The organism is Exiguobacterium aurantiacum DSM 6208 (genome assembly GCF_000702585.1).
Classification (GTDB): Bacteria; Bacillota; Bacilli; order Exiguobacteriales; family Exiguobacteriaceae; genus Exiguobacterium; species Exiguobacterium aurantiacum.
Map to the genome: position 1 here is coordinate 1780861 of NZ_JNIQ01000001.1, position 25967 is coordinate 1806827.

General features: G+C 54.9%; 25 protein-coding genes. 15 read left to right on the plus strand and 10 right to left on the minus strand.

Annotated features, from left to right (window positions below; translation table 11 throughout):
• The first annotated feature begins 62 nt into the window (after positions 1-62).
• The 9 genes from P398_RS0109385 (at position 63) to P398_RS0109425 (ending at position 8557) form a co-directional block, all read left to right on the plus strand.
• Positions 63-746, plus strand: a complete 684-nt coding sequence (locus P398_RS0109385; protein WP_029334891.1) for a hypothetical protein — start codon at positions 63-65, stop codon at positions 744-746.
• Between the two features lie 57 nt (positions 747-803).
• On the plus strand, positions 804-3065 hold the full coding sequence (locus tag P398_RS0109390) for an AAA family ATPase (RefSeq protein WP_029334892.1): 2262 nt from the start codon (positions 804-806) through the stop codon (positions 3063-3065).
• Positions 3066-3095: 30 nt separating this feature from the next.
• Positions 3096-3515 carry an acyl-CoA thioesterase gene (locus P398_RS0109395; RefSeq protein ID WP_024372473.1) on the plus strand — a complete coding sequence of 140 codons (420 nt, stop codon included), beginning with the start codon at positions 3096-3098 and terminating at the stop codon, positions 3513-3515.
• Positions 3516-3686: 171 nt separating this feature from the next.
• Positions 3687-4622, plus strand: a complete 936-nt coding sequence (locus P398_RS0109400) for an IS30 family transposase (RefSeq protein WP_029334082.1) — start codon at positions 3687-3689, stop codon at positions 4620-4622.
• 30 nt (positions 4623-4652) lie between these two features.
• Positions 4653-5516, plus strand: a complete 864-nt coding sequence (locus P398_RS0109405) for a M15 family metallopeptidase (protein WP_029334893.1) — start codon at positions 4653-4655, stop codon at positions 5514-5516.
• Positions 5517-5527: 11 nt separating this feature from the next.
• Positions 5528-6142 (plus strand): glycerol-3-phosphate 1-O-acyltransferase PlsY, encoded by a 615-nt coding sequence (plsY, locus tag P398_RS0109410; RefSeq protein WP_029334894.1) that lies wholly within the window; start codon positions 5528-5530, stop codon positions 6140-6142.
• A gap of 250 nt (positions 6143-6392) precedes the next feature.
• A complete protein-coding gene (locus P398_RS0109415; protein WP_024372333.1) occupies positions 6393-7163 on the plus strand; it encodes a DeoR/GlpR family DNA-binding transcription regulator in 771 nt (256 codons plus the stop codon).
• 16 nt (positions 7164-7179) lie between these two features.
• The gene (locus tag P398_RS0109420) at positions 7180-7842 is read left to right on the plus strand and encodes a copper homeostasis protein CutC (RefSeq protein WP_034799115.1); all 663 of its coding nucleotides are present in this window, start codon (positions 7180-7182) and stop codon (positions 7840-7842) included.
• A gap of 61 nt (positions 7843-7903) precedes the next feature.
• Positions 7904-8557: a DUF975 family protein gene (locus P398_RS0109425; RefSeq protein ID WP_024372331.1), complete on the plus strand. Its 654-nt coding sequence runs from the start codon at positions 7904-7906 to the stop codon at positions 8555-8557.
• Between the two features lie 19 nt (positions 8558-8576).
• On the opposite strand, the gene P398_RS0109430 is transcribed toward P398_RS0109425, so the two are convergent.
• The 3 genes from P398_RS0109430 to P398_RS0109440 are packed head-to-tail and all read right to left on the minus strand — an operon-like array spanning position 8577 to position 11458.
• Positions 8577-8810 carry a DUF2188 domain-containing protein gene (locus P398_RS0109430; RefSeq protein WP_029334896.1) on the minus strand — a complete coding sequence of 78 codons (234 nt, stop codon included), beginning with the start codon at positions 8808-8810 and terminating at the stop codon, positions 8577-8579.
• 45 nt (positions 8811-8855) lie between these two features.
• Positions 8856-9728, minus strand: coding sequence for an NAD(P)-dependent oxidoreductase (locus P398_RS0109435; protein WP_029334897.1), 873 nt, complete (start codon positions 9726-9728; stop codon positions 8856-8858).
• Positions 9725-11458 (minus strand): ABC transporter ATP-binding protein, encoded by a 1734-nt coding sequence (locus tag P398_RS0109440; protein WP_029334898.1) that lies wholly within the window; start codon positions 11456-11458, stop codon positions 9725-9727. The genes P398_RS0109435 and P398_RS0109440 overlap by 4 nt, the downstream gene beginning before the upstream one ends.
• 104 nt (positions 11459-11562) lie before the next feature.
• Between P398_RS0109440 and P398_RS0109445 the strand changes: the two genes are divergently transcribed.
• From P398_RS0109445 to P398_RS0109470, 6 genes are all read left to right on the plus strand, one after another.
• Positions 11563-12669, plus strand: a complete 1107-nt coding sequence (locus P398_RS0109445; RefSeq protein ID WP_029334899.1) for an exonuclease SbcCD subunit D — start codon at positions 11563-11565, stop codon at positions 12667-12669.
• Positions 12666-15677, plus strand: coding sequence for an AAA family ATPase (locus P398_RS0109450; protein WP_029334900.1), 3012 nt, complete (start codon positions 12666-12668; stop codon positions 15675-15677). The genes P398_RS0109445 and P398_RS0109450 overlap by 4 nt, the downstream gene beginning before the upstream one ends.
• A gap of 6 nt (positions 15678-15683) precedes the next feature.
• The gene (locus tag P398_RS0109455) at positions 15684-16466 is read left to right on the plus strand and encodes an aminoglycoside N(3)-acetyltransferase (protein ID WP_029334901.1); all 783 of its coding nucleotides are present in this window, start codon (positions 15684-15686) and stop codon (positions 16464-16466) included.
• Between the two features lie 39 nt (positions 16467-16505).
• Positions 16506-17381: an alpha/beta hydrolase gene (locus tag P398_RS0109460; protein ID WP_235263328.1), complete on the plus strand. Its 876-nt coding sequence runs from the start codon at positions 16506-16508 to the stop codon at positions 17379-17381.
• A 112-nt stretch (positions 17382-17493) separates the two neighbouring features.
• Entirely contained in the window at positions 17494-17850 is a 357-nt protein-coding gene (locus P398_RS0109465) for a hypothetical protein (RefSeq protein WP_029334903.1), read from the plus strand.
• Between the two features lie 83 nt (positions 17851-17933).
• The gene (locus P398_RS0109470) at positions 17934-18776 is read left to right on the plus strand and encodes a sulfite exporter TauE/SafE family protein (RefSeq protein WP_034799424.1); all 843 of its coding nucleotides are present in this window, start codon (positions 17934-17936) and stop codon (positions 18774-18776) included.
• A 33-nt stretch (positions 18777-18809) separates the two neighbouring features.
• On the opposite strand, the gene P398_RS0109475 is transcribed toward P398_RS0109470, so the two are convergent.
• From P398_RS0109475 to P398_RS0109505, 7 genes are all read right to left on the minus strand, one after another.
• On the minus strand, positions 18810-19004 hold the full coding sequence (locus tag P398_RS0109475; RefSeq protein ID WP_029334905.1) for a hypothetical protein: 195 nt from the start codon (positions 19002-19004) through the stop codon (positions 18810-18812).
• A 64-nt stretch (positions 19005-19068) separates the two neighbouring features.
• Positions 19069-19599: a biotin transporter BioY gene (locus P398_RS0109480; protein ID WP_029334906.1), complete on the minus strand. Its 531-nt coding sequence runs from the start codon at positions 19597-19599 to the stop codon at positions 19069-19071.
• Positions 19600-19709: 110 nt separating this feature from the next.
• Positions 19710-21092, minus strand: a complete 1383-nt coding sequence (argH, locus tag P398_RS0109485; protein WP_029334907.1) for an argininosuccinate lyase — start codon at positions 21090-21092, stop codon at positions 19710-19712.
• Entirely contained in the window at positions 21085-22299 is a 1215-nt protein-coding gene (locus P398_RS0109490; protein WP_029334908.1) for an argininosuccinate synthase, read from the minus strand. Before P398_RS0109490 ends, argH begins: the two co-directional genes overlap by 8 nt.
• 127 nt (positions 22300-22426) lie before the next feature.
• Positions 22427-23575 (minus strand): CapA family protein, encoded by a 1149-nt coding sequence (locus P398_RS0109495; protein ID WP_029334909.1) that lies wholly within the window; start codon positions 23573-23575, stop codon positions 22427-22429.
• Between the two features lie 145 nt (positions 23576-23720).
• Positions 23721-25208: a sodium/proline symporter PutP gene (gene putP, locus P398_RS0109500; protein ID WP_029334910.1), complete on the minus strand. Its 1488-nt coding sequence runs from the start codon at positions 25206-25208 to the stop codon at positions 23721-23723.
• Between the two features lie 129 nt (positions 25209-25337).
• Positions 25338-25895, minus strand: coding sequence for a DNA-3-methyladenine glycosylase I (locus P398_RS0109505; protein WP_029334911.1), 558 nt, complete (start codon positions 25893-25895; stop codon positions 25338-25340).
• Positions 25896-25967: the final 72 nt, after the last annotated feature.

Below are 25967 nucleotides of genomic sequence, written 5' to 3' on the forward strand. Positions count from 1 at the left end.
TATTTTGCATGACCTTCACGCTAGTGTAGGATAGTAAGTGAAGCATAGTGGGAGGGCATGATATGAAACAACAAATGAAAAAACGTCTTAGTTGGGTAATCGGGGCCGGTATTCTCATCGTCGGTGCCTTGCTCGTCTATAACCTTTATTCGTTGCTCAACTTTCCGGATAACGAAGGCAGAGAAAACCGCTCAGAACCGTTCTATACGTCCGTTGTCATCGGTTATGAAGAGAAGAAGTTGCCGCCTGAAGGGGATACGCTTGAAGTACGCAACTATCTCGTCACGTATGATGAGAACGGCCACTTCGTCTCCGAAGTCGTCTCGGGACCGAACGCCGGGGCGAAAGCCGAATGGGACGGCACGGTTTACCGTGAGTTGAATCCGGACGGTGAGGAGGCGATTCGTCAGGAGACGACGTCGGGCGCGGTCGCCCCCCATCCGTTCTTATCACGAGCGACGAACGAACAAATCCGCAGATGGCTCGATGACGGGACGCTCGGCACGAGCGAAGGGGATGTCGACATCATCGGCCGGACAGCCCAGGCGTTCGTCAAGTCGGAGACGGCCGAGACGGTCCCGGCCGACTGGATTAAAAATCATCCAACTATTTTCAGTGAGGATGGGAATGAAGAAGCGGTCACTTATTACGTGGATGCGAACGAACGGATCTTACTTGCCGCAGAGTCACGAAACAACGGGAAATTGTTCCACTCGATTCGCATGACATCTTTTGAATCACGATAAATCGGCGAGGAGCAGACTAAAACGTCGGCTCCTTTGTCGTCTGAAAGGGAGAACGAGATGAAACAAATCAACTTGGATCAGGTACAAGCCGACCTTACACGTTGGGAAACCGGCGACACGGTCGATGAGGCCGCCCTGTTATCATATGCGCATTGGTCGAGAGCGACCGGGCAACGTGACGAATTGATTCGCACGTTGACGTTGCTTGCGACACGACGGTTTCGACAAACGGAGACGGTCGATCCGCTTCTCAGCCGCTGGGTGAAGGAGCTGGAGTCGTTGAACGCTTTGCCGCCTGAACTTCGCGTCAGCCAACTGAATGGGCGGTTGCGCCGCTTCAGACAGTCTCTCCACGTCGAATGGCCGACACTGCGCGAGGCGGACTATGCGTCGATGAAAGTGCAGATTTTGACCGAATACGAACTGAAGACGACAGCGTTATTGGACCAACTCGATCAGTTGCATGATGAGATTGAGCGAGCGAAGTCGGACTTACGGGACTCAGAGTTCAAAGACCAACTTGAGCGCTTGTTCGACGTCGTCATTGAGGCGATGCAAGAAGTCGCCGCGCTCGAGGACGACACGGCTTCTTTACTTGGCTCGATGCAAGGGAACTACTTCAGCCGTGAAGCGTTCGGTCGCTTCGGAGAACGGGTCACCCTCGTCAAAGGAAAGATTGAAGCAATCGCTGAGCTGTTACCTGAGCCGAAGCGGGAGACGCGCTCGAGCGGCATCGAAAAACTTGAGACGATGATTGGTTTGACCGACGTCAAAGCCCGCGTCAAAGCGTGGTATCGCTTTTTACTGTTCCAACGCGAACGAGAAAAAGCGGGCTTCTCTTCGAAACACCAGCCGTCGCTCCATCTCGTCTTCACCGGCAATCCTGGGACCGGCAAGACGACACTCGCCAGACTGATGGCCGAGATTTATTTTGAGCTTGGCCTTTTGAGCCGGCCGGACGTCATCGAGGCAGACCGCTCGAGTCTTGTCGGGGCGTTCGTCGGGCAGACCGAGGAACAAGTCATGAATAAAGTGAAAGAGGCAGAGGGGGGCGTCTTGTTCATTGACGAGGCTTACGCCCTTAAGCGCCAAGACGCCAGTGGCAGTGATTACGGACAAGCGGCGATCGATACGCTCGTCGCCGCGATGACGAGCGGCGAATATGCCGGGAAGTTTGTCGTCATCCTAGCGGGCTATCCGGAAGAGATGCGTCATTTCCTATTGGCGAACCCGGGGCTGCGCTCACGCTTCCCTGAGTCGAACCATTATGAGCTGCCGAACTATTCCGATGAGGAGCTCGTCGCCATCGGGGAGAAAGTCGCCGAGGAAAACAATTACGTGCTCACGCTCGAGGCAAAACGTGCGCTTCTCGCCCAGATTGACCGGGAACGAGTCGATGCGACGTTCGGGAACGCCCGGACCGTCCACAACATCTTGCTTGACGCCATGTTCCATAAAGGCTCCCGTTTTGGGGCCGAGGCTCCGCTTGATGAGATGGCCCTTTTGACGGAACTCGACTTCGAAGACACGTCGACAGACGAGGAGGCGCTGCTATCGCTTGACGACCTCGTCGGGATGGACGAAGCGAAACGTCAGCTCGCCGAAATCGAAGCACTCATCACGATTCAGAAACGACGGCGGGAACTCGGGCTCAAGACGGCGCCGGTGCAACTCCATGCCTCTCTCGTCGGCAACAGCGGGACGGGGAAGACGACGTTCGCGCATTTGTATGCCCAACTGTTGAAGCGGGCTGGTTACTTAAAACGCGGACATTTGAAAGTCGTCAGTCGGGCCGACTTGGTGAGCGGTTACGTCGGTCAGACGGCGCAAAAGACGAAAGCGGCGATCAGGGACGCCCTCGGCGGGGTGCTCTTGATCGATGAGGCGTACAGTCTGAGCGGGGGCCCGAACGACTATGGAAAAGAAGCAATCGATACGCTCGTCGATGAGATGCCGAAACACGGTGAGAACCTTGTCGTCATTTTAGCCGGGTATGATGCACCGATGCGACGGCTCATCGATTCGAATCCGGGCTTGAACAGCCGCATCAAGCGGACGATCCACTTCGAGGACTATTCGATCGAGCAACTCGTCCAAATCGCGAATAATTATGCGGACAAGTTCGGCTATACGTTTGAACAGGAAGTCGAGGACGCCTTGCGCGAGCGACTGGGCGATATGGAGCGACCGAACGCTCGGACCGCGCTGTCATTAATTGATGAGGCGATTGCGAGACAGTCATACCGGCTCGTCGACAAGGATGGGGCGGATCGTGAATTAAACCGAATATTAGTAGTAGATATTAATACCAAGTTATAATAAAATGAAGTGGAAAGCGAGGACGATATGATGCACACGATACAAATCCCGGTCCGCTATCAAGAGACTGACATGATGGGGATCGTCTACCATGCGAACTATTTGGTTTATTTAGAGATCGCGAGAACCGAGCTGTTGCGGCAACTCGGCGTCGAATATAAAGATATGGAAGAGGCCGGATTTGTGTCACCGGTCACGAACGTGTCTGTCGATTACAAGAAAAGCGTGACATTCGGGGACACGGTACACGTCCGTGTCTGGGTGGACAGTTACTCGAAAATACGGACCGTGTACGGTTACGAGTTGACAGACCAGTCTGGCAACCTCGTCGGCAAGGCGAAGACGACCCATGTCGTCGTCAAGCAAGGCGATTTCAAGCCGATTCGTCTGGATCGTGAGTTTCCCGAGTGGCACGCCATGTACATGCGCGTCATGAGTCCTGTCTCATAACAGTGGTTCTTTTGTACCGTCAGTATGGTATCATATCTTGACGGTATTTTTTGTATATGATGAATTATAAAATTAAGTGCAACACCTGAACGTGAACGCAAAAAAAGCCCATAGCGACGGCCTCGTGTAGAATGAAGTCACCACAACACACATTCACACGGAGGAATCGACATGAGCTATACCCATCTTACCACAGCGGAACGCGTGAAAATAGAGACCTACCTGGAGCTCGGGATGTCCGTACGGTCCATCGCGAGACGGCTCGGGCGACAGCCCTCGACCGTCTCGCGGGAGATCAGAAGGAACCCCGGCTACACGGCCGAACGCGCACAGGAGCGCTACGCCAATGCGAAGCGAAACTGCGGCGCCAAGACGAAGCTCGACGACATGATGCGCCGGACGATCATCGAGAAGCTGCGGGCGACCTGGTCCCCGGAACAGATCGTGGGTCGTCTCTTCGACGGGAAAATCGCCTTCTCGACCATCTATCGTTGGATCTATTCGGGGCTGATCGACGTACCGGTGACCGTGCTCCGCCAAAAGGGCAAGCGCCAGAAACCGATAGAGACACGTGGTCGGTTCAACATCGGTCTGTCCATCGCCAAACGTCCGAGAGAGGTGCGCACACGCGAGACATTCGGCCACTGGGAGCTCGACACCGTCGTCTCCGGGCGTGGGAAGTCGAGGGCGTGCGTCGCGACGTTCATCGAGCGAAAGAGCCGGTTCTACATCGCCCTGCCGATCACCGACCGCAGCGCGGCCTCGATGGAGGAGGCGATCCACACGGTCCACGCGGCCTTCCCAGCGGGCACGTTCAAGACGGCGACGACGGACCGGGGCAAGGAGTTCAGCTGTCACGAGCGCGTCCGGGCGACACTCGGCGTGCCGATGTATTTCGCCGACCCGTACTCGTCGTGGCAGCGCGGCAGCAACGAGAACGCCAACGGCCTCCTGCGCGAGTTCTTCCCGAAAGGATCGGACTTCGCGACGGTCGGCCAGGGAGAGATCGTGGACGCGCTCGCCAAGATCAACGGGCGGCCGAGGAAATGTCTCGGCTGGAAGACCGCACACGAGGCCTTCGCGGAGGAAGTGTTGCGCTTAATTTGACAAACCGTCATATAGAAAGGGGAAGATCGCATGCGAAAACCATCGTTCCTGATGGTGTGCTGCGCCTTGACGCTCACGTTAGTGGGCTGTAACATAAGCGAACAAGCCGAGACGGAACAACCGACCGTCTCTGAACAAGAGCCAACCACCACTCCGGAAGAGTCACCGACGGAGTCGACTGAAGAAAATGAAGTGAACGACGTACCAGAAGCAGAAGCGCCTGCAGAAGAAGCGCCTGCAGAAGAAGCACCTCCAGAAAAAGCACCTCCAATCGAACTTGTACCGACCGAGCCGATCGAACGTGACGGGCAGGCCAATTTGGCGCTCGATACGCTCGTCCTCGTTAATAAGCAGATAGCGTTACCAAGTGGCTATAAACCAGAAGACCTCGTGACACCGAACATCGATTTTGTCGACTCGGCCACGGGAGAACGACGGATGCTGCGTCAAGAAGCGGCGACAGCCGTCGAGGCGCTCATGAAAGATGCCAAAGCAGCCGGCATCGACTTGAGAGGGACGAGCGCGTTCCGCTCTTACGATTATCAAGTCCAACTGTTCAACGCCTATGTCGCCCGTGACGGCAAGGAGCAGGCGCTGAAGTATTCGGCACCTCCCGGCCACTCGGAGCACCAGACCGGCCTCGCAATCGACATCTCGAGCGCCTCGGTCGGCTATCAGCTGACACAAGGGCTCGAGCAGACGAAAGAAGGAAAGTGGCTAGCGGACAATGCCCATACGTACGGGTTCATCGTCCGATACCAGCGGGCTTACGAAGCGGAGACCGGCTACATGTATGAGCCGTGGCATTTACGATATATCGGGGTCGAACATGCGACGAACGTGCATGAAATGAACGTGCCGTTCGAGCAGTACCTCGAGCAATTAATGGATTAAGGGGAATTGCGATGCCTTATTTGACAGAGATTTTGATTGTATTGATCAGTTACCTCCTCGGTTCGATCCCGTTCGCTCTCCTCATCGGGAAAGTCGGCTATCGGGTCGACGTGCGAGAGCATGGGAGCGGGAATTTAGGGACGACGAACACGTTTCGCGTGCTCGGAAAGAAAGCCGGGACGCTCGTTTTGCTTGGAGATATGGGCAAAGGGCTTGTGGCTGCCTTATTGCCGCTCCTGTTCGGGAGCGAGATGAGCCTGCTCTTGGCCGGCATCCCGGCCATCATCGGGCACTCGTATCCGATTTTCGCGAAATTTAAAGGCGGAAAGTCTGTAGCAACGAGTGCCGGTGTCTTGTTGGCGGCGTTCCCATGGTTTTTCGTCGTCGTCGTCGGGACGTTCCTCGTTACGCTCTTCATCTCGAAGATGGTCTCGCTTTCGTCGATGGCCGCGGCTGCGGTCGGACTTGTGACGGTCATCATCTATGGTGTGTTGGCACGAGATTGGTTGCCGCTCATCGTGATCGTTCCGCTCGCCTTGTTCATCATCATCAAACACCGGACAAACTGGCAGCGCATCCGTTCAGGCACGGAGCCGAAAGTGCCGCTGTTCCAAAAACGTAAATAATGGTTCGATGAACCGGTCGGCGGCCGCATGAGCGGAAGGCGGCCGGTTTCTCTGTTGAGGCGGGATACAGAAGAAGACGCGTGAGAATGCTGCAGCCTTTCAGTTGGCTTCATGTGGATTTCTGTTGATTTTAGCGATTATTCACGAAAAACATGTTGGATTTGCCCGTTCTTTACTTTCACTTTACGTTAAATTTACATCCGTTCGCTACACTAAGAAAGGAAGCGATTTTTGCGGAGGAGGCAGACTAGTGTCTTTAATTGGAGAAGAACGTAAACAAAAGATTGTCGAGTGGATTGAACGGGAAGGGAAAGTGAAGACGAGCGAGTTGATCGAGCGACTGAACGTCTCGGGGGAGTCGGTTCGACGTTACTTAGAGGAACTTGAAAAAGAGCATCGGATCAAACGGGTATACGGCGGCGCCGTTTTGCACCAGAGCGTATCCTTTCAACCGATGATGATCTCGAACATGGACGGTATCCGCCGCATCGCCTATACCGCGTTTCAACTCGTGGACGATGATGCCTTGATTTATATCGGTCATGGCGTGGCCCCTGAACAGGTGGCGGCACGTCTGCGTGGTCGCAACCTGACCGTCGTCACTCCCTCGCTCATGGTCGCAAAAGCGTTGTTCGAACAGCGGGCCAAAGGCGTGTTCACCGGTGATATTCAACTGCTCGGCGGTACGATTGATCCGAAACATCTCGTCACGGTCGGCGAACAAGTGTTGCAGCAATTAAAAACGTACGTGTTCGACATTGCCTTCATCTCGGTCGAAGGGGTCGACCCGACGCTCGGTTTGACGTGTGACGCCCATGGACTGGCCACGGTCTCTCAAGCGATCATGCAACAAAGCCGATCGTGTTATTTACTCGCCGATCATACGCAGTTCAATCAACAGAAACGCTATCGGGTCTCGGATTTTTCGGTCGTGACGACAGTCATCTCCGACTTCCCGGAGCCGGTAGAATGGAAACGGGAGCTGGCCGAGCACGAGGTTGAGTGGCGGTTTGCTCCATAATAAAGGAGGAAACGACATGATTGAAGTCATTGTGACGACGTTGAAAGAAGCGAGACAGGCAGAACGTTACGGAGCGGACAGGCTTGAACTTATTGCTGACATGAAGGCAGGAGGGACGACACCGAGCTTCGGGACGATTCGAAACGTCATCGAGCAGACGGGCATCCCGGTCCATGTCATGATACGCCCTCATGCCGACTCGTTCGTCTACAACGAAGACGATGAAGAGACGTTGCTCGCGGACGTTGGACTGTGTCGGGAACTCGGAGCCGCAGGAATTGTCTTTGGCGCGTTGACGGCTGATGGTAAAATCGATGAACGGCTCCTCGGTGAAGTGATTAAACATAAAGGGCACATGGCACTCACGTTCCATCGCGCCATCGATGAGGTGACAGACATGATTGCCGCCATCGAGGTACTCAATGAGTTTCCTGAAGTCGATCATGTCTTGACGTCCGGGGGAGCCGCGACGGCACGAGAAGGAATCAAGTCGCTCAAGGCGATGCTCGAATCGGCGGAGATGAATATCTTACCAGGAGCGGGGATCGACGCTGACAATGTACGCGAACTGCTGGAGACGCTTGACGTCTCATTCGTCCATGTCGGGTCAGGGGTCCGGACTGACGGTGCGCTAGACGAGTCGAAGTTCCGGCAGATGCACGAACGAATGAAACGTTAAAAACAGTCGTTTGACTGTTTTTTTGCTATAATGAAAAAAACAATATATTGTAGGTGACGTTATGCAAGCTTCCGTATATAAACAATTTGCTCTCCGCATGCTCTCTGGAAATTGGGGCATCGCCATCTTTGCCGCCATCGCGACGATGCTCGTGCAAACCGTCGTCACGTCGCAACTCGACCTCACGGCCGATGCGGCGCCCGAGGTGCTCTTCAGATCGATTCTTTTGTTGTACGGGTCGCTCGTCCTACTCGCCCCGCTCGAATTGGGCCGGAACTGGATCTATCTCGACATCGCCAAGGAAGACAAGCCGACGCTCGGCTTGTTGCTCGAATCGTTCGGGTCTCTCAAGCAGTACGTCCGAGCCGTCACGTTTTACGGCGTGTTTTATCTCGGGTTGAACGCGCTCATGTTGCTCTTGATCGTCCCGGGAGTATGGTTTTATTTGACGTTCCGCATGGTGCCGTTCATTTTACGTGACCGGCCGGACCTATCCGTCTGGAGTGCGATGCGCGAAAGTCGACGGCTCATGCAAGGGAAGAAGTTTGTCATGCTCAAGCTGTTCGCGAGCTTTATCGGTTGGTACGTCCTCGTTCTCGTCACGGGCGGACTCGCCCTCATTTTCGTGCAACCGTATTTAGAAACGGCGCTCGCTGGTTTTTATTTGGAAGTGAAGGCAGAAAAAGAAGCGCAACGTGAAGAAACGGTCGGCTGAATCTCAGCCGACCGTTTCTTCACGTCCCGTGCCGATCCGTCTTTTGCGGGTCGGGGGCGTCATCGAACTCTTGCTTTTCTTCTCGCGACGCGTCAGCATGCCATTTCTTTGCTTGCTCGGTCGCGATCGGGATGGCTTTTTTAGGAGAGTAACCTTGGGCGAGTAAGGCGTTGGCAATATCGATCGCTTTCTTCTTGACGAGCGGATCAAAATTCTTCAACGATTCCGGATAATCCTTCATATTCCACGGCATGAAACATCGCCTCCTTCACTCAACTAATTCCACCAAAAGACCGATTCAAACGTCTTGATGCAAATAGTATTCGACGAGCGCTTGCGTCCCGTTATCGCCATAGCCATTTTCTTCAAGGAGCGAGTACAGTTTCGAGGCGAGTTCGAGGCTCGGTAATTTGATGTTCAGCTGTTCGGCGCTCTCGAGGGCGAGTGCCATGTCTTTCAAAAAATGTTTGATGAAAAATCCAGGAGAATAGTCTTCGACGATCATTCGCGGGACGAGGTTATCAAGCGTCCAGCTTCCGGCGGCACCGCCACGGATCGTCTGGCGCAACTGTTCAGCGTCCAGCCCGGCTTTTTTCGTAAACGCGAGCATCTCGGCGTTGCCCATCATGATGCCAGCGATGGCAATCTGATTCGCCAGTTTCGCATACTGTCCACTTCCAGCGTACCCCATCCGTTGAATCGCTTGTCCCATCGCCTCAAACAACGGGAGCGCCCTCGAGAAAGCATACTCTCCGCCGCCGACGAGGATGGACAGTGTCCCATTTTTTGCACCGATGTCGCCGCCCGTGACCGGGGCATCGAGTGGGAGCAAGCTCCGATCGATGGCCGCTTCGGCGATGCGTTCGGCGAGAATCGGTGAAGATGTCGTCATGTCGATGACGAGCGTACCCGGCTCGGCTGATTGCAAAATCATCCCGTCCCCGAAGTAGATGCTTTTGACATCAGACGGGTAGCCGACGATCGTGATGACGGCATCGGCCCCTTGACAGGCCGAGGCGACCGAGTCGCACCAACTGACGCCTTCAGCGAGCAGATCGACCGCCTTGTCTTTTGTCCGGGTGTAGGCTTGAACGTGGAATCCGGCTTTCATCAAATTTCTGACCATCGATTGCCCCATGACGCCGAGCCCGATAAATCCGATTGTCTTCATACTGATTGACCTCCTAATTGTTGTTGCGTGACGAGTTTTTCATAAAGTGCGTTGTCTTGTAACAGTTGTTGATGCGTGCCACGACCGCTAATCGCACCGTTCTCGAGGACGATGATTTGTTCAGCGTGTTGTACCGTCGACAGGCGATGGGCGATGACGAGCGTCGTCCGCCCGCGCATGAGCCGGTCGAGCGCTTCCTGGACGAGCCGTTCCGACTCGGAATCAAGGCTCGAAGTCGCCTCGTCAAGAAGCAAGATTTGCGGGTCGCGTAGAAGTGCCCGCGCGATGGCGAGTCGTTGGCGTTGCCCGCCCGACAGACGGACACCGCGTTCCCCGATCTCCGTGTCGAGCCCGTCTGTCATTGCCTCGATGAAGAGCCGAGCGTTCGCCATCTCACACGCCTGTAGAATCTCGTCCTCTGAGGCGTCTCGTTTCAATCCGTATAAGATATTGTCACGGACCGTACCGGACAGGACAGGAGAGTCTTGTGCCACGTAACCGATAATTTGGCGCCAATCGTTCCGGCCATACGTTTGAATGTCTCGGCTGCCGTAAATGATTCGACCTGATGTCGGCAGATAGAACTGTTCGACGAGCGCAAAAAGTGTCGTCTTGCCGGCACCGCTCGGTCCGACGATGGCTGTCGTAGCCCCGAACGGAACGGTCATCGACAGCTGTTTGATGATCGGTGTCTCACCGTATTGGAACGTCACATCCTCGAAGGCGAGCGACGCTTGTTGAATCGGTTCCGACGTGTTCGTATAGGGCTCTGCCTCTACTTGGAGCAGCTCTGAGATCCGTTCGGTCGCGCCGCGGGCCTTCTGGAGCCGCGTCAAAAATTCCGACATCGTGATGAGCGGTGTGATGATTTGGAACAAGTAGAGCATGAACGCGAGTAGCGATCCCGTCGACAGGGCGCCGGTCGAGACGCGATACGCCCCGAACCCGAGAATGGCGATGAGCATCGCCGTCAACGTCACGTTGAGTAACGGGATCAATAGCGCTTGGATGCGTCCTTCTTTCACCCCGTAATGAAACAGGAGCTCAATCCGACGTTTTCCTTCTGTCACTTCTTCCGGCTCCGTCGCTTGCGACTTCACGAGTCGAATCTCACCGAGCAGTTCGGCGAAAAATCCGGACAAGGCGCCGAGTTCGTGTTGCGTCTTTTTGGCGATGACGCGTAACTTTCGGCCGAGCGGGATGACGATGAGGAGTGTTGTCGGTACCGAGAACAAGATGACGAGCGTCATCTGCCAGTCGAGCGTGAATAAAATTCCGACCGCCCCGATGATGGAGACGAACGAAGTCAACAGACGGACGCTCTGCTCGGACAACAGTTGTTGGAGCGTCGTCGTATCATTATTCAGCCGCGAGACGAGCTCGCCTGACTTGATGCCGTCGTAAAACGGAATCGGCAACGCGACGAGCCGTTCCCATAACGTCGTCCTTAAGTTTGCGACGACGCGCTGACCGACAATATGTAACCAATAGATTGAAATCGCGCTCGAGATGACTTGGACCAAAAACGCCACGATGAAGATAGTGACGAGTCGGGCATCGAGCATGGCGACGCTCCAGTTGTCGACGACGCGTTGCAAGATGAGCGGGATGGCGAGTGAGGCCATCGCTTGAACGAGCGAGATGAGGATTGCCCCGATGAATAACGCTTTCGGAGGTTTGGCGATTCGAAACAAGTGGATGAATGACCGCCATGTGGTCGTAGCTTCCATCACACGACCCCCTTTCCATTTAACTTTCGCTGTTTCGAAATGAAGTGTCAAGACGTCGAACTGGATTACCGAATAATGATAGAATAGATACGAGGTGAAGTGACATGAAATGGATACATACGGCCGATTGGCATCTGGGCAAGATCGTCCATGGCCGCCATATGACAGAAGACCAACGGATCGTCTTGTTCGATTCGTTTTTAACCATCGTCGATGAGGAGAAACCGGACGCGATCGTCGTCGCGGGAGACTTATACGACCGCGCTGTGCCGCCGGTCGAGGCCGTCGATTTGCTCGATGAGATGTGGAAAGCGATCGTCTTAGAGCGAAACATTCCCGTCCTCGCGATCGCCGGGAACCACGATTCGGCAGAGCGTTTACAATACAGCTCGAAACTGTTGACGAAAGTCGGACTCCATATCGTCGGGAAGGTTGAACCGGCTACGGAACCGCTCGAAGTCGGCGGTGTCCCGTTCTATTTGATGCCGTTCCTCGAGCCGGCACGCATCCGGTACGCCTTCGATGACGAGTCCATTCGGACGCATCATGATGCGCTCGCCGCGGTCGTCGAATCTTACGGGACCATCGATTCACGAGCGGTCGCCGTCGGGCATAGTTTCGTCGCGGGCGGTCTCGAGACCGACTCCGAGCGTCAACTGTCCGTCGGGACGGCCGGGCAAGTCGCGAAAGGCTTATATGCCCCGTTCGGTTACACGGCGCTCGGACATCTGCATAACCGGGACGCGATTCAAGATGATCGGATCGCATACAGCGGTTCGCTCATGAAATACTCGTTTTCCGAGGCAAACCATGTGAAGTCGGTGGACATCATCGAGTGGGACGGGGCGTGGACGCGCCGTCGTCGCCCGCTCGCGGCGCGGCGCGATCTTCGCATCTTGACCGGGACGTTAGACGAACTGCTCGCCCCGTCGTTCTATCAAGACGAGGCGGTTGAGGATTATTTAAAGATCGTATTAACCGATGAGCGGGCGTTGTTCGACCCGATGGCAAAATTGCGCACGGTGTACCCGAACATCCTCCATCTCGAGCTCGAACTGTTGCGTCGTCAAGACGAGACGTCGCGCGTCGAACGTGAGAAGCTCGACCGCCGTTCGGTCGAGGACGTCTATCTCGACTTCTTCAAAGCCGTGCATGGGAAAGACGCCGACGCACACGTCCGCGCACTGATCGAAGGGGGTGGCGTGAAGTGAGACCTGTTAACTTGACCATCACCGCATTCGGACCGTACGCCGAGACGGAGACGATTGATTTCACAAAACTCGAAGGGCGTTCGATGTTCGTCATCAGCGGGCGCACGGGCGCCGGTAAGACGACGATCTTTGACGCGATGACGTTCGCGCTTTATGGCCGGGCGAGCGGCTCGCTCCGGAACGCGAGCGATTTCAGGAGCCAATATGCGGAGCCTGAGCGCAAGACCGAAATCGATTTCTCGTTCACGATCCGAGACGAGCGTTATCGGATCGTCCGCCAACCGCAGCAGCCGCACCCGAAAAACAAAACGCCGATTCCGCACGAGGCGGTGCTCTATGAATGGAAAGACGCGTGGAAACCTGTCGCGACGAAAGTGAACGACGTCGAACAGACGATTGAGTCGTTGCTCCAACTCAGTTACGAACAGTTCAGCCAGATTTTATTACTTCCCCAAAACCAGTTCCGGCAACTGCTCGACTCGGACTCTGTCAAGAAACAACAGATCTTACAGTCGATCTTCAAGACGGAAGCGTATCGCGCGTTCCAAGAGGATTGGGTCGAGCGACACGGAAAGTATCGAAAACGGGTCGAGTGGGCGATCGAGACGACACGGTTGAAATTGTTAGAACTTGAAGACGAGGACATCGAAACGATCGCGACGCGCAACGTGCCGGACATCGTCGCGTGGCTCGACGCGAGAAAAGAACGTCTGTTACGAGAGAAAGAGACGGTACAGGTCGAGAAGCGGGCGGCCGAGAAGCGACTCGAAGATGCCCGGACGCACTTGACCGAGGCGACGGCGCTGCTGGCGTTGATGGAGGAGCACGACGCGCACCGCAAAGCGCTCCAGACGTTCCATGATACCGAGGCGGAGCGTACGAAGCGACGCGCCCTGATCGATCGTCTTGAGAAAGTCGTGAAACTTAACCCTCACTATGAACGTTTCGAGACGCTCCAGCTCGATATTGAGCGCATCAACCGGGACCGCATCGAATCTAAAAAACGGGACGAGTCGTATGAACAACAGCTCGCGTCTCTAAAAGAACAATCCGACAAAATCGACGAGCTGCGTCAAGAAGCCGAACGGGCGAATAGCCGTGTGACCGACATCGAAGCGTTACTGCCGCACGTCGACGAATGGCAACAAGCGACAGAAGAACGGACGGCGTTGAAGCAACAAGTCGAGCAGCTCGGCGTGTTCACGGACGAGTCCCGCTTGAACGAGCTACGGGACGCAGAACATATGCTAGCGAAACAGCTCGAAATAGAGCCTGCGTCCGATCAACTCGTCGAAGCGGAACGGCTCTACAGTCAACTCGAACAGCATGCGCGGCTCGTCGAGAAGAGCGAACGTGTAGCCGAACAGCTCGCCGCCTGTGAGCGGAACGGGAAAGACGTGCAACGGCAACATAAAGCTCAAGCTGAACGCGTCGAACGCTTCCTTGAAGCCGAGCATGCGCTCATGGCGGACACGCTCCGGGACCGGCTCGAGGAAGGTGCCCCATGCCCGGTGTGCGGCTCGCGCACCCATGAACGCGTCGAACGTTCTGCCGGAGGGGCGAACGAGAGCGAGCATGAAGTAGCCGCCGAAACGCTCCGTCGTCTCGACATCGCGCTTCATGAGGCACGTGCCGATTATCGGGCGCTCAAGCGCCAACTCGATGAACTCGTCGAGGAGCGCGACGCCGCTTCAAAAACGTTACAACTCGATGCCCCGGTCACTGAAGCAATCAAACGACAAGCGTCGCTCGTCAAAGCACTCCGAGACGATGTCGAACAGCGAAAGCGCCTCGAGGCGACGTATCGGACGACAGCGCAAGCGGTCAGGAAGCTCGAGACCGCGAAGCGGGAGCAGGCGGAGAAACGGCAAACCTTATTTGAAGCGTTGCAGTCGATTCAAGACAAGTTGCAGACGATGCGCTCGATGGACGGTATGACGCGCGCCACATTGACGGCGGAGCGGGACCGTTTGGCAGTTCGACTCCAAGAAATCAAACGCGACGTCACAGATTTTGAGCGTCGCTTTGAAGAAGTGAATCGTTTGAAATGGGGCGAAGCCGAACGGGTCCGTTTGTTGACCGAACAACTCGAGTTCGAACAGCGTCGGTTGGACGAGGTGAAGGTGCAACTCGACGAGACGTTCCAGACGGTCGGGTTGACGGAAGACGTGTTTTTACAGGACCGCGCGCTCGTCGACACGTTACCGGCGTTAAAACAACGACTCACAGAGGAGCTCGAAGAAGCGGGACGAATCGAGCACGCCTTACACGGGCTCGAAGCCAAAATTGGGTCACGGCCTCGTCCTGAAGTCGAAGCGCTCAAAGAACGCCTTCAGTCGGCGCATGAGGAGAACGAATCACTCTCAGCACGTCTCGTGACGGCCGACGTCCACTTGAAGCGTCACCGTCAGACGGTCGGCGAATGGGACGTGCTCCGGGAACAGACGGATGCCGACGTCAGGCAGCTTGAGACGATCAAGTTGATTGCCGACACCGGCCGTGGTGTCAACCCACAAAAGTTGACGTTCGAGACGTACGTCCAGACGGCGTTCTTCGACCAAATCTTACATGCGGCCAATATCCATCTCGACCAGATGACGAGCGGACAGTTCCAGCTCGAACGAAAAGTGGAGACGGCGAAAGGGAATGCGAAGTCGGGTCTCGAATTATTAGTCTTTGACGCCTATACGGGCCAGTCGCGACGCGTGCAAAACTTGTCCGGCGGTGAAGGGTTCAAGGCCTCACTTTCGCTCGCCCTCGGCTTGGCCGAAGTCGTGCAACAGCTGAGCGGCGGCGTCAGCCTCGAAACGATGCTGATCGATGAAGGGTTCGGGACGCTCGACGCCGAGTCGCTCGACCAGGCGATTGAGTTGCTCATGTCGCTCCAGTCGAGCGGTCGGCTCGTAGGGGTCATCAGTCACGTTCAAGAGTTGAAAGACCGTGTCGATGCCCGCATTGAAGTGAAGAAAACAAGGAGCGGGTCGACGATCCAGCTCGTCGTGGAGTGAGAGAAGATGAAACATATCGAAACGAAATCAAGTTTAATCAGCCAGTTGCAGGCAGCCGGGATTGAGCGAGGTGATACGTTGTTCGTCCACACGTCCCTCTCGAAGCTCGGCTGGGTGTGTGGAGGGGCCCAGACGGTCATCGAAGCGTTGCAAGAAACGGTCGGGACAAAAGGACTCCTCATGATGGCGACCCAGACCGGGGACAACTCGGATCCAGCCGAATGGGAGGCCCCTCCTGTCCCCGTCGAGTGGTGGCAGATGATTCGTGAGACGATGCCCGCCTATGATACCGAAAAGACGGCGACACGTGGAATGGGGCGTGTCCCCGAACTGTTCAGGTCGTACCCGGATGTGTATCGCAGTCAACATCCGATGTGGTCGGTGGCAGCTTGGGGAGACGATGCACAACAGGTCGTCTCGGCCCACACGATTGAAGTCGGGTTCGGACCAGGCTCACCGATTGAGAGAATGATTGAGCGGAAAGCAAAAATCCTTCATCTCGGTTCACCGCTCGATGCGACGACGCTCTGGCATTATGCCGAGTATGGAATCGATAGCCCGGTGAAATCTTTCGGTTGTGCGATGGTTGAAAATGGAGAGCGGGTATGGAAAACGTTTGACCACGTTGACGTCAATAGCGTCCCGTTCGGACCGATTGGTGAGAACATCGTCAAGCAGAAGGACGTCAAGGCGTTCACGATTCACGAAGCGACGTGTTACGTCATCCCGTCAGACACGTGGCAACCGGTGCAACATGCGCTCGTCGCACTTCGGAGCTGGTTGCGATAACAGGAATGAATGGAGAGGGGCAAACAGATGAATCGTGTTATGAAATATACAGGTGTGGCGCTCAGCGTCATCGTGCTCGTCGCGTTTCTCGCCGTCGTGGGCATCTCGGCCCACATCGGCGATCAATTGACGTCACCCGTCCGTGAGACGTTGACGTTCACACCGAAAGCGCTCGACATCAAGTATGAGAACGTGACGATTCAAGCGGAGGATGGCAGCGACTTGTACGGTTGGTGGATCCCGCACCCGACACCACGGGCGACGATCGTGTTCGCCCACGGGTATGGGAAAAACCGCGAACAGTCGGATTTGCCACTGAAAGAACTGATTCCCGAGTTCCATAAACAAGGCTACCAGTTCTTGACGTTTGATTTTCGGGCGTCAGGCATCTCGGAAGGCGACCGCGTGACGGTCGGGGCGAAAGAACAGTCCGACCTGCAAGCGGCCATCGCCTTCGCGAATGAGCGAACGGATGGACCGATCGTGTTATACGGCGTCTCGATGGGAGCGGCGACGGCGCTCTCGACAGCTGACGAGACAGAAGTCGCGGCCGTCATCGCCGACAGTCCGTTCAGCGACTTGCGCGGGTATCTCGAGACGAACTTGCCGGTGTGGAGCGATTTGCCGAACATCCCGTTCACCCCGGTCATCTTAACGATCACTCCGTGGTTCACCGGTCTGGATGCGGATCTCGTCAAACCGATTGACGACGTCGAACACATCGATGCGCCGATTCTGTTGATTCACGGGAGAGGGGACAACGCCATCCCGGTGTCAGAAAGTGAACGTTTGGCCGAACGAAACGACCAAATCGATTTATGGGTGACCGAAAACGACGGTCATGTCGCCTCGCATAAGACGTTCCAAGCCGAATACCGGGAGCAACTGTTCGACTTTTTAGAGCGCGTGCTATGAACGTGGAGTCTAGGGTAGCCTAGACTCATTTCATTTATGAACGGAAGGCGGACGATTTGTATAAACGGACGTTTTGGGCGAGGATTTTAGAATAGAGGCGGGGGGATTTATAATGAGTGAAAAGACGGATCAATTCGTGAAGGCTTTGTATGAGACTGTCGTCCAGGAAGGCCTTCACACGTATAAGGAAATGTACGAAGAAGAACTCTCAGCTTCAGAGGTTGACTTGTACAGTCAAGCGATTCACATGTATCAACAGATGAACGCAGAGCAACAACGATTGATGATGCATATGATTGAGGTCGTCATGGTGGACACGGTGTCTCATGTGTTTGGCGTGCTTGATGGGACGTCACCATTGACGGATTCCGAAATGGAAGCGACGGTATTGCTTGATGGGACCGACACGGAAATGGAACTGCAAGATACCTTCATTGGCTACTTGCAGGACGAAGACTTGTATCCATAATTTATATCAGAGGCGCAGATTGCGTCTCTTTTTGTTATGATTGCTAACGAGAAGGAAAGAAAGAAGGGACTAGAATGGATATTATGGCATTACTATCGTTTCTACTGCTCGGGACGCTCATCGGGATTTTGAGCGGATTTTTCGGCATCGGGGGCGGGATCCTGCTCACGCCGCTCCTCCTCGTCTTCGGTTACGAGGCGAGTGCGGCCATCGCGCTCAGTCTCATGCTCACGCTCGGGTCGACGACGGCGGGGACGATCTCACACATCAAACTGAAGAACGTCAACCGAAAGCACGCCCTCTTAATTGGCGGATTCGGGATTGTCGGGACGTGGGTGGCGACACCGCTCGTGTTCTACTTAGAGACGCTCGACGGAGCGAAACCGGTCATCTCGCTCGCCTATATCGCGCTCTTAACGTATTTTGCGATCTCGTTTTTCCGTTCGAAACAACACGTCGAAGGGAGCGTCGGCTCCGAGTCGGTGCCGCGCATCGGGTTCATCGGACTGTTCGGCGGCTTCATCTCGTCGCTCATGGGCGTCAGTGGTGGCTTCGTTTTGACACCGCTGCAAGTGAAACTGCTCAACACGGAGATGAAACGCGCCGTTGGTACGAGTATCGCGGCAGCGCTGTTCATCGTCTTGTCCGGTGTCGTCAGTTATGCGATTGCCGGGGCTGACACGAACTATTGGCACGGCCTCGCGCTCATTGCCGGCGCGATGATCGGCTCTCCGATTGGTGCGAAGCAGTTGCAACGGTTCAGTTCTCAACTCGTGAAAAAAGCGCTCGGCGGCTTTTATGTCGCCGTCGCGCTTAGCGTCGCGTTGAACTTGCTCGGCTTCAATGACGTCTCGCTCGGACTGCTCGTCGTCCTCGCGCTTACGTTCATCGTGGCGCTGTTCGTACGGCCGAAAAAAAGAGGTTAACCATAAGGAAAACCCCGTCCAACCGACGGGGTTTTATCGTCTAGAAATATGGTCGATGTTTTCTTGGATCTCTCCGATTTTACTCTTCGCTTCGCGCAATCTCCGTTCAAACGCCTCGGTGTCACGTTTCTCATGCCGTCGCTCTTCTTTACCGCGACGTTGTCCTTCGCTCGAGCGATGAAGATGGGTTGCTCTCATCAACCGCTTTTTAAACGATGAATCGCTCATAAGGACACCCCCTTCCATACTTATATGTTCCACCGTCGAAAGGGGGTGAAACGCTATGATGTTCTCAAGACGCGAGCGAGCGCTGCACTTGCTTGTTGGCCGTTACTTTCATCGCCAAAAACGCCGCGAGCAACGCTTTTAACGTATCCCCGATAAGGAACGGGATATTCACCGTCAAGGCGTCTATGAACGACAACCCGAGCATCACTTGCAACCCTAGGCTACCGAGAAGGTAGACGAGACCGAGGCCAAAGACGACGTTGTACGTCACGAGCGCCGGGAAGGAGCGGTGTTGTTCAGAAAAATAACCGATCAAATAGGCCGCGATCGGAAACGCGAGCAAGTAACCGACCGTCGGGCCGACGAACGGGGCGAGGCCGCCGGAGCCACTCAACACCGGAAGGCCGATCATCCCGAGCAATAAATAGACGACGACGGCGAGCGATCCCTTCTTCGCACCGAGGATGGAGGCGACCGTCATGATGCCGAGCATTTGGAGCGTGATCGGGACCGGTCCGATCGGGATGGCGACCGAGCCGATGCTCGCGAGAAGGGCCGCGCCGATGGCGATTTGCGTAATGTCTTTGATTTTCATATGTAAACCCCTTTTCTGTTAACGTTGACTAAAATAAGGTTAACATCATTTGTAGAGATGGACAAGTAAAAAATGAAGACCAAGTCATAAATGACTTGGTCTTCATTTCGTTAGGCGTGCGTCGGCAGTTTTTGTTTGGCTTCCTCGAGTTGAACTCGGACGGCGTCGAAGCCGGTACCGCCGTAGCTGTTTCGGCGTGCGACGGCCGTCACAGGCGACAACGGGTCATATAAATCCTCTGTGATCAACGCGCTATGCGCTTGATACGTCTCGAGCGGAAGCTCAGACAAGTAGAGCCGCTCTTCGATACAGTGACGGACGAGTGTGCCTGTCACTTCGTGCGCTTCCCGGAACGGCATCCCTTTCGCCGACAAATAATCGGCGAGCTCGGTCGCGTTCGAGAAGTCGCGTTCGGTCGCTCGTTTCATCGTGTCCGCGTGGAACGTCATGTCTTGAATCATCCCGGCCATGATACTGAGGCTACCTTGAACCGTCTTGACGGTGTCGAACATGCCTTCCTTGTCTTCTTGCAAATCTTTGTTGTAGGCGAGGGGAAGGCCTTTCATGATCGTCAACAGCCCGATTAAATTACCGACGACCCGTCCTGATTTGCCGCGCACGAGTTCGGCCATATCCGGGTTCTTCTTCTGCGGCATCATACTCGAACCGGTCGAAAACACGTCCGAGATCGTGATGAATTTAAACTCTTCGCTGCTCCATAAAATCAACTCTTCGCAAAAGCGTGACAAGTGCATCATGAGGAGCGAGGCGTTCGACAAATATTCCAAGATGAAGTCACGGTCACTGACGGCGTCGAGGCTGTTCGGATAGACACGGCTGAAACCGAGCAGTTCGGCCGAACGATGACGGTCGATCGGGAACGTCGTCCCGGCGAGCGCACCGGCCCCGAGCGGACTCATGTCGATGCGTTTCAAGCTGCCATGGAACCGCTCCTTGTCGCGCTCGAGCATCCAAAAATAAGCGAGCAAGTGATGGGCGAGCGAGACCGGTTGGGCCCGTTGCAAATGTGTATACCCCGGCATGACCGTCTCGACGTTTTGTGAGGCGTGAGAGACGAGGGCTTGTTGCACCGACTCGATGCCTTCGATCGTCTCGACGACACGGCGTTTCAAATAGAGGTGCATATCGGTCGCGACCTGGTCGTTCCGACTCCGGGCCGTATGCATCTTGCCGGCGACGGGACCGATCTCTTCATGAAGCAAGGCTTCAAGGTTCATATGGATGTCTTCATGGAAGACGTTGAACGTCAGCCCATCCTGTTTCGCTTTCTCGGCGAGTGTGTGCAGGCCGCCGACGATTTGGTCGACTTCAGCTGGCGCCAAAATATGTTGCTCCCCGAGCATCGTCACATGAGCGATGCTCCCTTCGATGTCTTCAAGGACGAGTGCTTTGTCGAAATGAATCGAGGCACCGAACTCGTCGACCCATTCACTGGCCGTCTGTTCGAACCGGCCGCCCCACAGTTTACTCATGCACCATCGTTCCTTTCTCGGCGAGCACTTCCGCTTGTACTTTCGTCGGCAGTCCCCATAATTTGATAAAGCCGACGGCAGCCTGTTGATCGAACGTGTCGGCCGACGTGTACGTCGCAAGTTCTTCATCATAAAGTGAGACCGGTGACTTCCGTCCGTCGACGATCGCTTGCCCTTTGAACAGCTTCATCCGCACCGTGCCTGTGACCGTCTGTTGCGTCTCGTCGATGAAGGCGAGAAGTGCTTTTGTGAGTGGCGAGAACCAGAGGCCGTTATAAATCGTCTCCGTCAATTTTTGCTCGACGATCGGTTTGAAGTGGGCGACTTCACGCACGAGCGTCAACGCCTCGAGTGCTTGGTGCGCGGTGATGAGCGTCATCGCACCAGGTGCCTCGTACACTTCCCGCGACTTGATCCCGACGACACGGTTCTCGATGTGGTCGATTTTGCCGATGCCGTGGGCGCCGGCGACGATGTTCAATTGTTCTAAAATCGCCGTGAACGAGGCCGACTTGCCATCGATGGCGACCGGGACCCCTTGTTTGAATTCGATTTCGACGAGCGTCGGTTCGTTCGGTGTGTCTTCAAGTTGAGCCGTCAGTTCGTATGCACTCGCCGGCGGGGCTGCCCAAGGGTCTTCGAGAATCCCACACTCGACGGCACGTCCCCAAATGTTTTGATCGATCGAGAACGGTTCTTCTTGAACGATCGGGATAGGAATCCCATGCTCAGCCGCATAAGCGATCTCTTCTTCACGTGACCATTTCCACTCCCGGACCGGAGCCACGATTTCAAGTGACGGGTCGAGCGCATGGATTGAAACCTCGAACCGGACTTGGTCGTTCCCTTTCCCTGTGCAGCCGTGAGCGACGGCGACCGCACCTTCCGCTTGTGCGACCTCGACTAATTTTTTCGAGATGAGTGGGCGAGACAGCGCCGAGACGAGCGGGTATACCCCTTCATACATCGTATGGGCTTGCATCGAATACCGAGCGAAATCGTTCACGAACTCGTCAACCGCGTCGATGACGACCGATTTGACCGCTCCTACGTTCAACGCTTTCTGTTGGATCTGATCCAAGTTTTTACCTTCTCCGACGTTCAAGCAACAGGCGATGACATCATAACCTTGTTCTGTTAACCATTTGATAGCGACCGATGTATCCAAACCACCAGAGTATGCGAGTACGAGTTTTTGTTTCATCATCTATACACCCCTTATACATAATTATTCATCTGTATTTATAAATATACGAATTACTTTAACGGATGCTTCCGTGGAAAGCAACCCTTTTCCACAAAAAAAAGAATCACTTTGAAAAGTGACTCTTTTTTCATTGCATGATTTCGAGCTCTGGCATCCATTGCGTCATATGGTCTCGTGTCGGGTTGAACAACTCAGGCTTCGCGTTCTCGAGCGGGACGACTTCGAAATAACCTGCATTTGCGCGGCGAGTGAACGTCGGATAAAACACGGGATTGGCAAGTTCGAACGTCGTCTCGTCCCCGAGCGTCGTTTTGACGACGTCGATGCCGACGATGCCTCCTGTGTTCCGCTCATCGCCTTGTTGTCCCGATAGGAAGTTACCGAGTGAGTAGGAGACGAACGTGCGGTTGCCGTTCGCCCCGTCCACCCAGGCGACCGGTTGCAAGACGTGCGGGTGATGTCCGATGACGATGTCGACACCGAGATCGGCCAAGTCTTGGACGAGTGCTTCTTGAGATGCGTTCGGGAGCGGTTCGTATTCGTTACCGAAATGGAGTGAGACGACGGTCATGTCGGCCGCATTCTCGGCTTTTTCGACGTCCGAGCGAATCAAGTCCATATCGATGTAATTGACGTGGTACGGTTGTTTCGGGACGACGCCGTTCGTCCCGTACGTATAGGCGAGGAAAGAGAACGAGATATCATTCTCCGTCAGCGTCCGTATGTTCGCTTTGTCTTCTTCTGAGATGAATGACCCAGTATAAGGCATCCCGATCGCGCTCCAATGGTTGATCGAGTTCTCAATCGCTTTGACGCCGCGGTCGAGTGTATGGTTGTTCGCCGTCGTCACGAGGTCGATGCCGGCCTCTTTCAACGCGTCCCCGACCTCGAACGGACTGTTGAACGCCGGATAGCTCGACAGGCCGATCTCACTGCCGCCGATCATGCTCTCTTGGTTGGCGATGGCGATGTCAGCCCCTTGCAAAATCGGGGCCACTTCCCGGAAGCCAGGATTGAAGTCGAAACCGTCCCCGGTCTTGGCGGCGTTATACACCGTATCGTGTAACAAGATATCACCGATCGCGTACAACGAGGCGGTCGTGACGACGGGCTCTGGTTCGGCTGGGGCTTCTGGCTCAGGCGGTTCCTCGGTCTCGACCGGTGGGGTCTCCGGCTGTTCGACGACGGTTTGTTCGACCTCGGCTGTCGCACATCCGGTTAAGAGGAACAAAGACAACGGCAATGCGAACGTTAAATAAGCGGGGAATCGTTTCAAGTGACAAGTCACGTCCTTTCAGAATGATCAGAGCACACAAAAACAGTTATATGGCATCATTCGACGAGATGGGGACGGATTCCTGTTCACGCTATAAAAAAATGTACCAGGCGATTTGCCTGATACATCAAGATAGACGTTTGACTCACACTTGCTCTCGTTTCAGGATGTGTTCCATTTCCTCGAACTCGGCTGTGATCGTCTCATTCGGCGGCGGCGTCATCAAGCTGACGACGTAAATGGCGAGTGCTGACAAAAAGAACGCCGGAATCATCTCGTACAGTTCCCCGATCGGCCCGAACCAATCGGCGGCGAAGTTTTTCCAGACGATGACGATGAAAGCCCCGGTCAACATACCCGCGAGCGCGCCTTGGCGCGTCGTCCGCTTCCAGAACAGGCTGAACAAGATGAGCGGGCCGAACGAAGACCCGAAACCGGCCCATGCGTAACCGACGAGGTTCAAGATCGTGTCATCTGCCCCTAAAGCGAGCCAAATCGACACGGCCGAGACGAGGATGACGGTGATGCGGCCGACCATGACGAGTTCACGGTCTCCTGCACCTTTACGGAAGAACTTTTGATAGAAGTCTGTCGTCGCAGCACTTGACGACACGAGCAGCTGCGATGAGATCGTCGACATGATGGCGGCGAGGAGTGCCGCTAACAGGACCCCGGTGATCAAATCGACGAACAATAAGTCAGATAAATTGATGAAGATGTTTTCAGGGTTGTCGATGTCGAGACCTTGTTGCGTGTAGTAGGCGAGACCGAACAATCCGGTCGCCATCGCCCCGACGACGGTGAAAAGCATCCAAGAGATTCCGATGCGTCGTGCCTTCTTAATATCCTTCAACTTCTCAATCGCCATAAAGCGGACGATGATGTGCGGTTGACCGAAGTAGCCGAGACCCCAGGCGAACAAAGAGACGATCCCGATCAAAGATTGGCCCGTCCACGGGTCAAGCAATGCCGAGTCGATGTCACCAATCGTTCGGAACGCGCTCGAGACACCATCTGTCGCCGTGATGGCGATCGCCGGGACGAAGATGAGCGCGAACAACATGATGAGGCCTTGGACGAAGTCGGTCCAACTGACGGCCAAAAATCCGCCGATAAACGTGTAGATGATGATGATCGAAGCCAAGATGAGGACACCTGTGACGAACTCGATGCCGAAGACGGCGTTGAACAGGCGGCCACCGGCGACGAACCCGCTCGTCGCGTAAAGTGTGAAGAAGATGAGGGTGACCGCGGCTGAGAACGTCCGAAGCGTCCCGCGTGAATCTTTGAATCGTTTCTCGAAATAGTCAGGGATCGTGATCGCATCCTCGGACAGGTAAGAATACGTCCGTAGACGCGGTGCGACGAGGAGCCAGTTCAAATAGGCGCCGATCGTCAACCCGATGACGATCCACCCGCTCGAGATACCGGTCGCGAACATCGCACCCGGAAGGCCCATCAAGAGCCATCCGCTCATGTCCGAGGCACCGGCCGACAAGGCGGCGACGCCAGGCCCGAGCCCGCGTCCGCCGAGCATGTAGTCGCCGATGCTGCTCGTTCGGCGATAAGCGACGATACCGAGTAGCACCATGAGCGCCATGTAAATCGTGATAGAAATTAAAATACCGTTCATTGTCTTTCCCCCTACCATTCATGAATTGAAAACGCTTACAAACTATATATATCATGTCTTGACAAAATTTTGTCACAAAAATGAATAGGTTGCACGTCTTACTTTCATGATTGACCAAAAAAATAAAAACTACTTGGCCGGGCAGGTGACGAGATGATCGTTGACGAGACCTGTCGCTTGTAGGTGGGCGTAAACGGTCGTCGGGCCGAGAAATTTGAATCCGCGTCGCTTCAAGTCTTTACTCACCTGTTCTGACAGTTCCGTCACAGCTGGGACGTCATCGAGCGTTGTCCACTTATTCCAGATGACTCGGTCGTCGACGAACGCCCAAATGTAGCTGTCGAACGAACCGAATTCAGACTGGATCTCGATGAAGCGGTGGGCGTTGTTGATAGACGCTTCGATTTTACGACGGTTCCGGACGATCCCGGGATTGTTCATCAACTGATCGATATCGGTTTCCGTGAACGCGGCCACTCGTGCGACGTCAAAGTCACAATAGGCATGCCGATAGTTCTCGCGTTTACGTAAAATCGTCAGCCAGCTCAGCCCGGCTTGTGCGCTCTCGAGCGTCAAACACTCGAAATGTTTTTTGTCGTCATGGACAGGCTTTCCCCATTCCTCATCATGATACCGGACATACAGTGGATCGGTGCCGCACCAAGGGCAGCGGGTCGTTTGTTGCATCGTCTCCATCCTCTCGTGTTTTGTTCAGTGTAACACGTCGACTCGGTTTCAGTTATCGGTTCACGGGTATAA

What these genes read in the sequence shown, in the direction of transcription:
- P398_RS0109385 (WP_029334891.1), top strand. Translation starts at nt 63, where the DNA reads ATGAAACAACAAATGAAAAAACGTCTTAGTTGGGTAATCGGGGCCGGT.
- P398_RS0109390 (WP_029334892.1), top strand. Translation starts at nt 804, where the DNA reads ATGAAACAAATCAACTTGGATCAGGTACAAGCCGACCTTACACGTTGG.
- P398_RS0109395 (WP_024372473.1), top strand. Translation starts at nt 3,096, where the DNA reads ATGCACACGATACAAATCCCGGTCCGCTATCAAGAGACTGACATGATG.
- P398_RS0109400 (WP_029334082.1), top strand. Translation starts at nt 3,687, where the DNA reads ATGAGCTATACCCATCTTACCACAGCGGAACGCGTGAAAATAGAGACC.
- P398_RS0109405 (WP_029334893.1), top strand. Translation starts at nt 4,653, where the DNA reads ATGCGAAAACCATCGTTCCTGATGGTGTGCTGCGCCTTGACGCTCACG.
- plsY (WP_029334894.1), top strand. Translation starts at nt 5,528, where the DNA reads ATGCCTTATTTGACAGAGATTTTGATTGTATTGATCAGTTACCTCCTC.
- P398_RS0109420 (WP_034799115.1), top strand. Translation starts at nt 7,180, where the DNA reads ATGATTGAAGTCATTGTGACGACGTTGAAAGAAGCGAGACAGGCAGAA.
- P398_RS0109425 (WP_024372331.1), top strand. Translation starts at nt 7,904, where the DNA reads ATGCAAGCTTCCGTATATAAACAATTTGCTCTCCGCATGCTCTCTGGA.
- P398_RS0109430 (WP_029334896.1), bottom strand. Translation starts at nt 8,810, where the DNA reads ATGCCGTGGAATATGAAGGATTATCCGGAATCGTTGAAGAATTTTGAT.
- P398_RS0109435 (WP_029334897.1), bottom strand. Translation starts at nt 9,728, where the DNA reads ATGAAGACAATCGGATTTATCGGGCTCGGCGTCATGGGGCAATCGATG.
- P398_RS0109440 (WP_029334898.1), bottom strand. Translation starts at nt 11,458, where the DNA reads ATGGAAGCTACGACCACATGGCGGTCATTCATCCACTTGTTTCGAATC.
- P398_RS0109445 (WP_029334899.1), top strand. Translation starts at nt 11,563, where the DNA reads ATGAAATGGATACATACGGCCGATTGGCATCTGGGCAAGATCGTCCAT.
- P398_RS0109455 (WP_029334901.1), top strand. Translation starts at nt 15,684, where the DNA reads ATGAAACATATCGAAACGAAATCAAGTTTAATCAGCCAGTTGCAGGCA.
- P398_RS0109460 (WP_235263328.1), top strand. Translation starts at nt 16,506, where the DNA reads ATGAAATATACAGGTGTGGCGCTCAGCGTCATCGTGCTCGTCGCGTTT.
- P398_RS0109465 (WP_029334903.1), top strand. Translation starts at nt 17,494, where the DNA reads ATGAGTGAAAAGACGGATCAATTCGTGAAGGCTTTGTATGAGACTGTC.
- P398_RS0109470 (WP_034799424.1), top strand. Translation starts at nt 17,934, where the DNA reads ATGGCATTACTATCGTTTCTACTGCTCGGGACGCTCATCGGGATTTTG.
- P398_RS0109475 (WP_029334905.1), bottom strand. Translation starts at nt 19,004, where the DNA reads ATGAGCGATTCATCGTTTAAAAAGCGGTTGATGAGAGCAACCCATCTT.
- P398_RS0109480 (WP_029334906.1), bottom strand. Translation starts at nt 19,599, where the DNA reads ATGAAAATCAAAGACATTACGCAAATCGCCATCGGCGCGGCCCTTCTC.
- argH (WP_029334907.1), bottom strand. Translation starts at nt 21,092, where the DNA reads ATGAGTAAACTGTGGGGCGGCCGGTTCGAACAGACGGCCAGTGAATGG.
- P398_RS0109490 (WP_029334908.1), bottom strand. Translation starts at nt 22,299, where the DNA reads ATGATGAAACAAAAACTCGTACTCGCATACTCTGGTGGTTTGGATACA.
- putP (WP_029334910.1), bottom strand. Translation starts at nt 25,208, where the DNA reads ATGAACGGTATTTTAATTTCTATCACGATTTACATGGCGCTCATGGTG.
- P398_RS0109505 (WP_029334911.1), bottom strand. Translation starts at nt 25,895, where the DNA reads ATGCAACAAACGACCCGCTGCCCTTGGTGCGGCACCGATCCACTGTAT.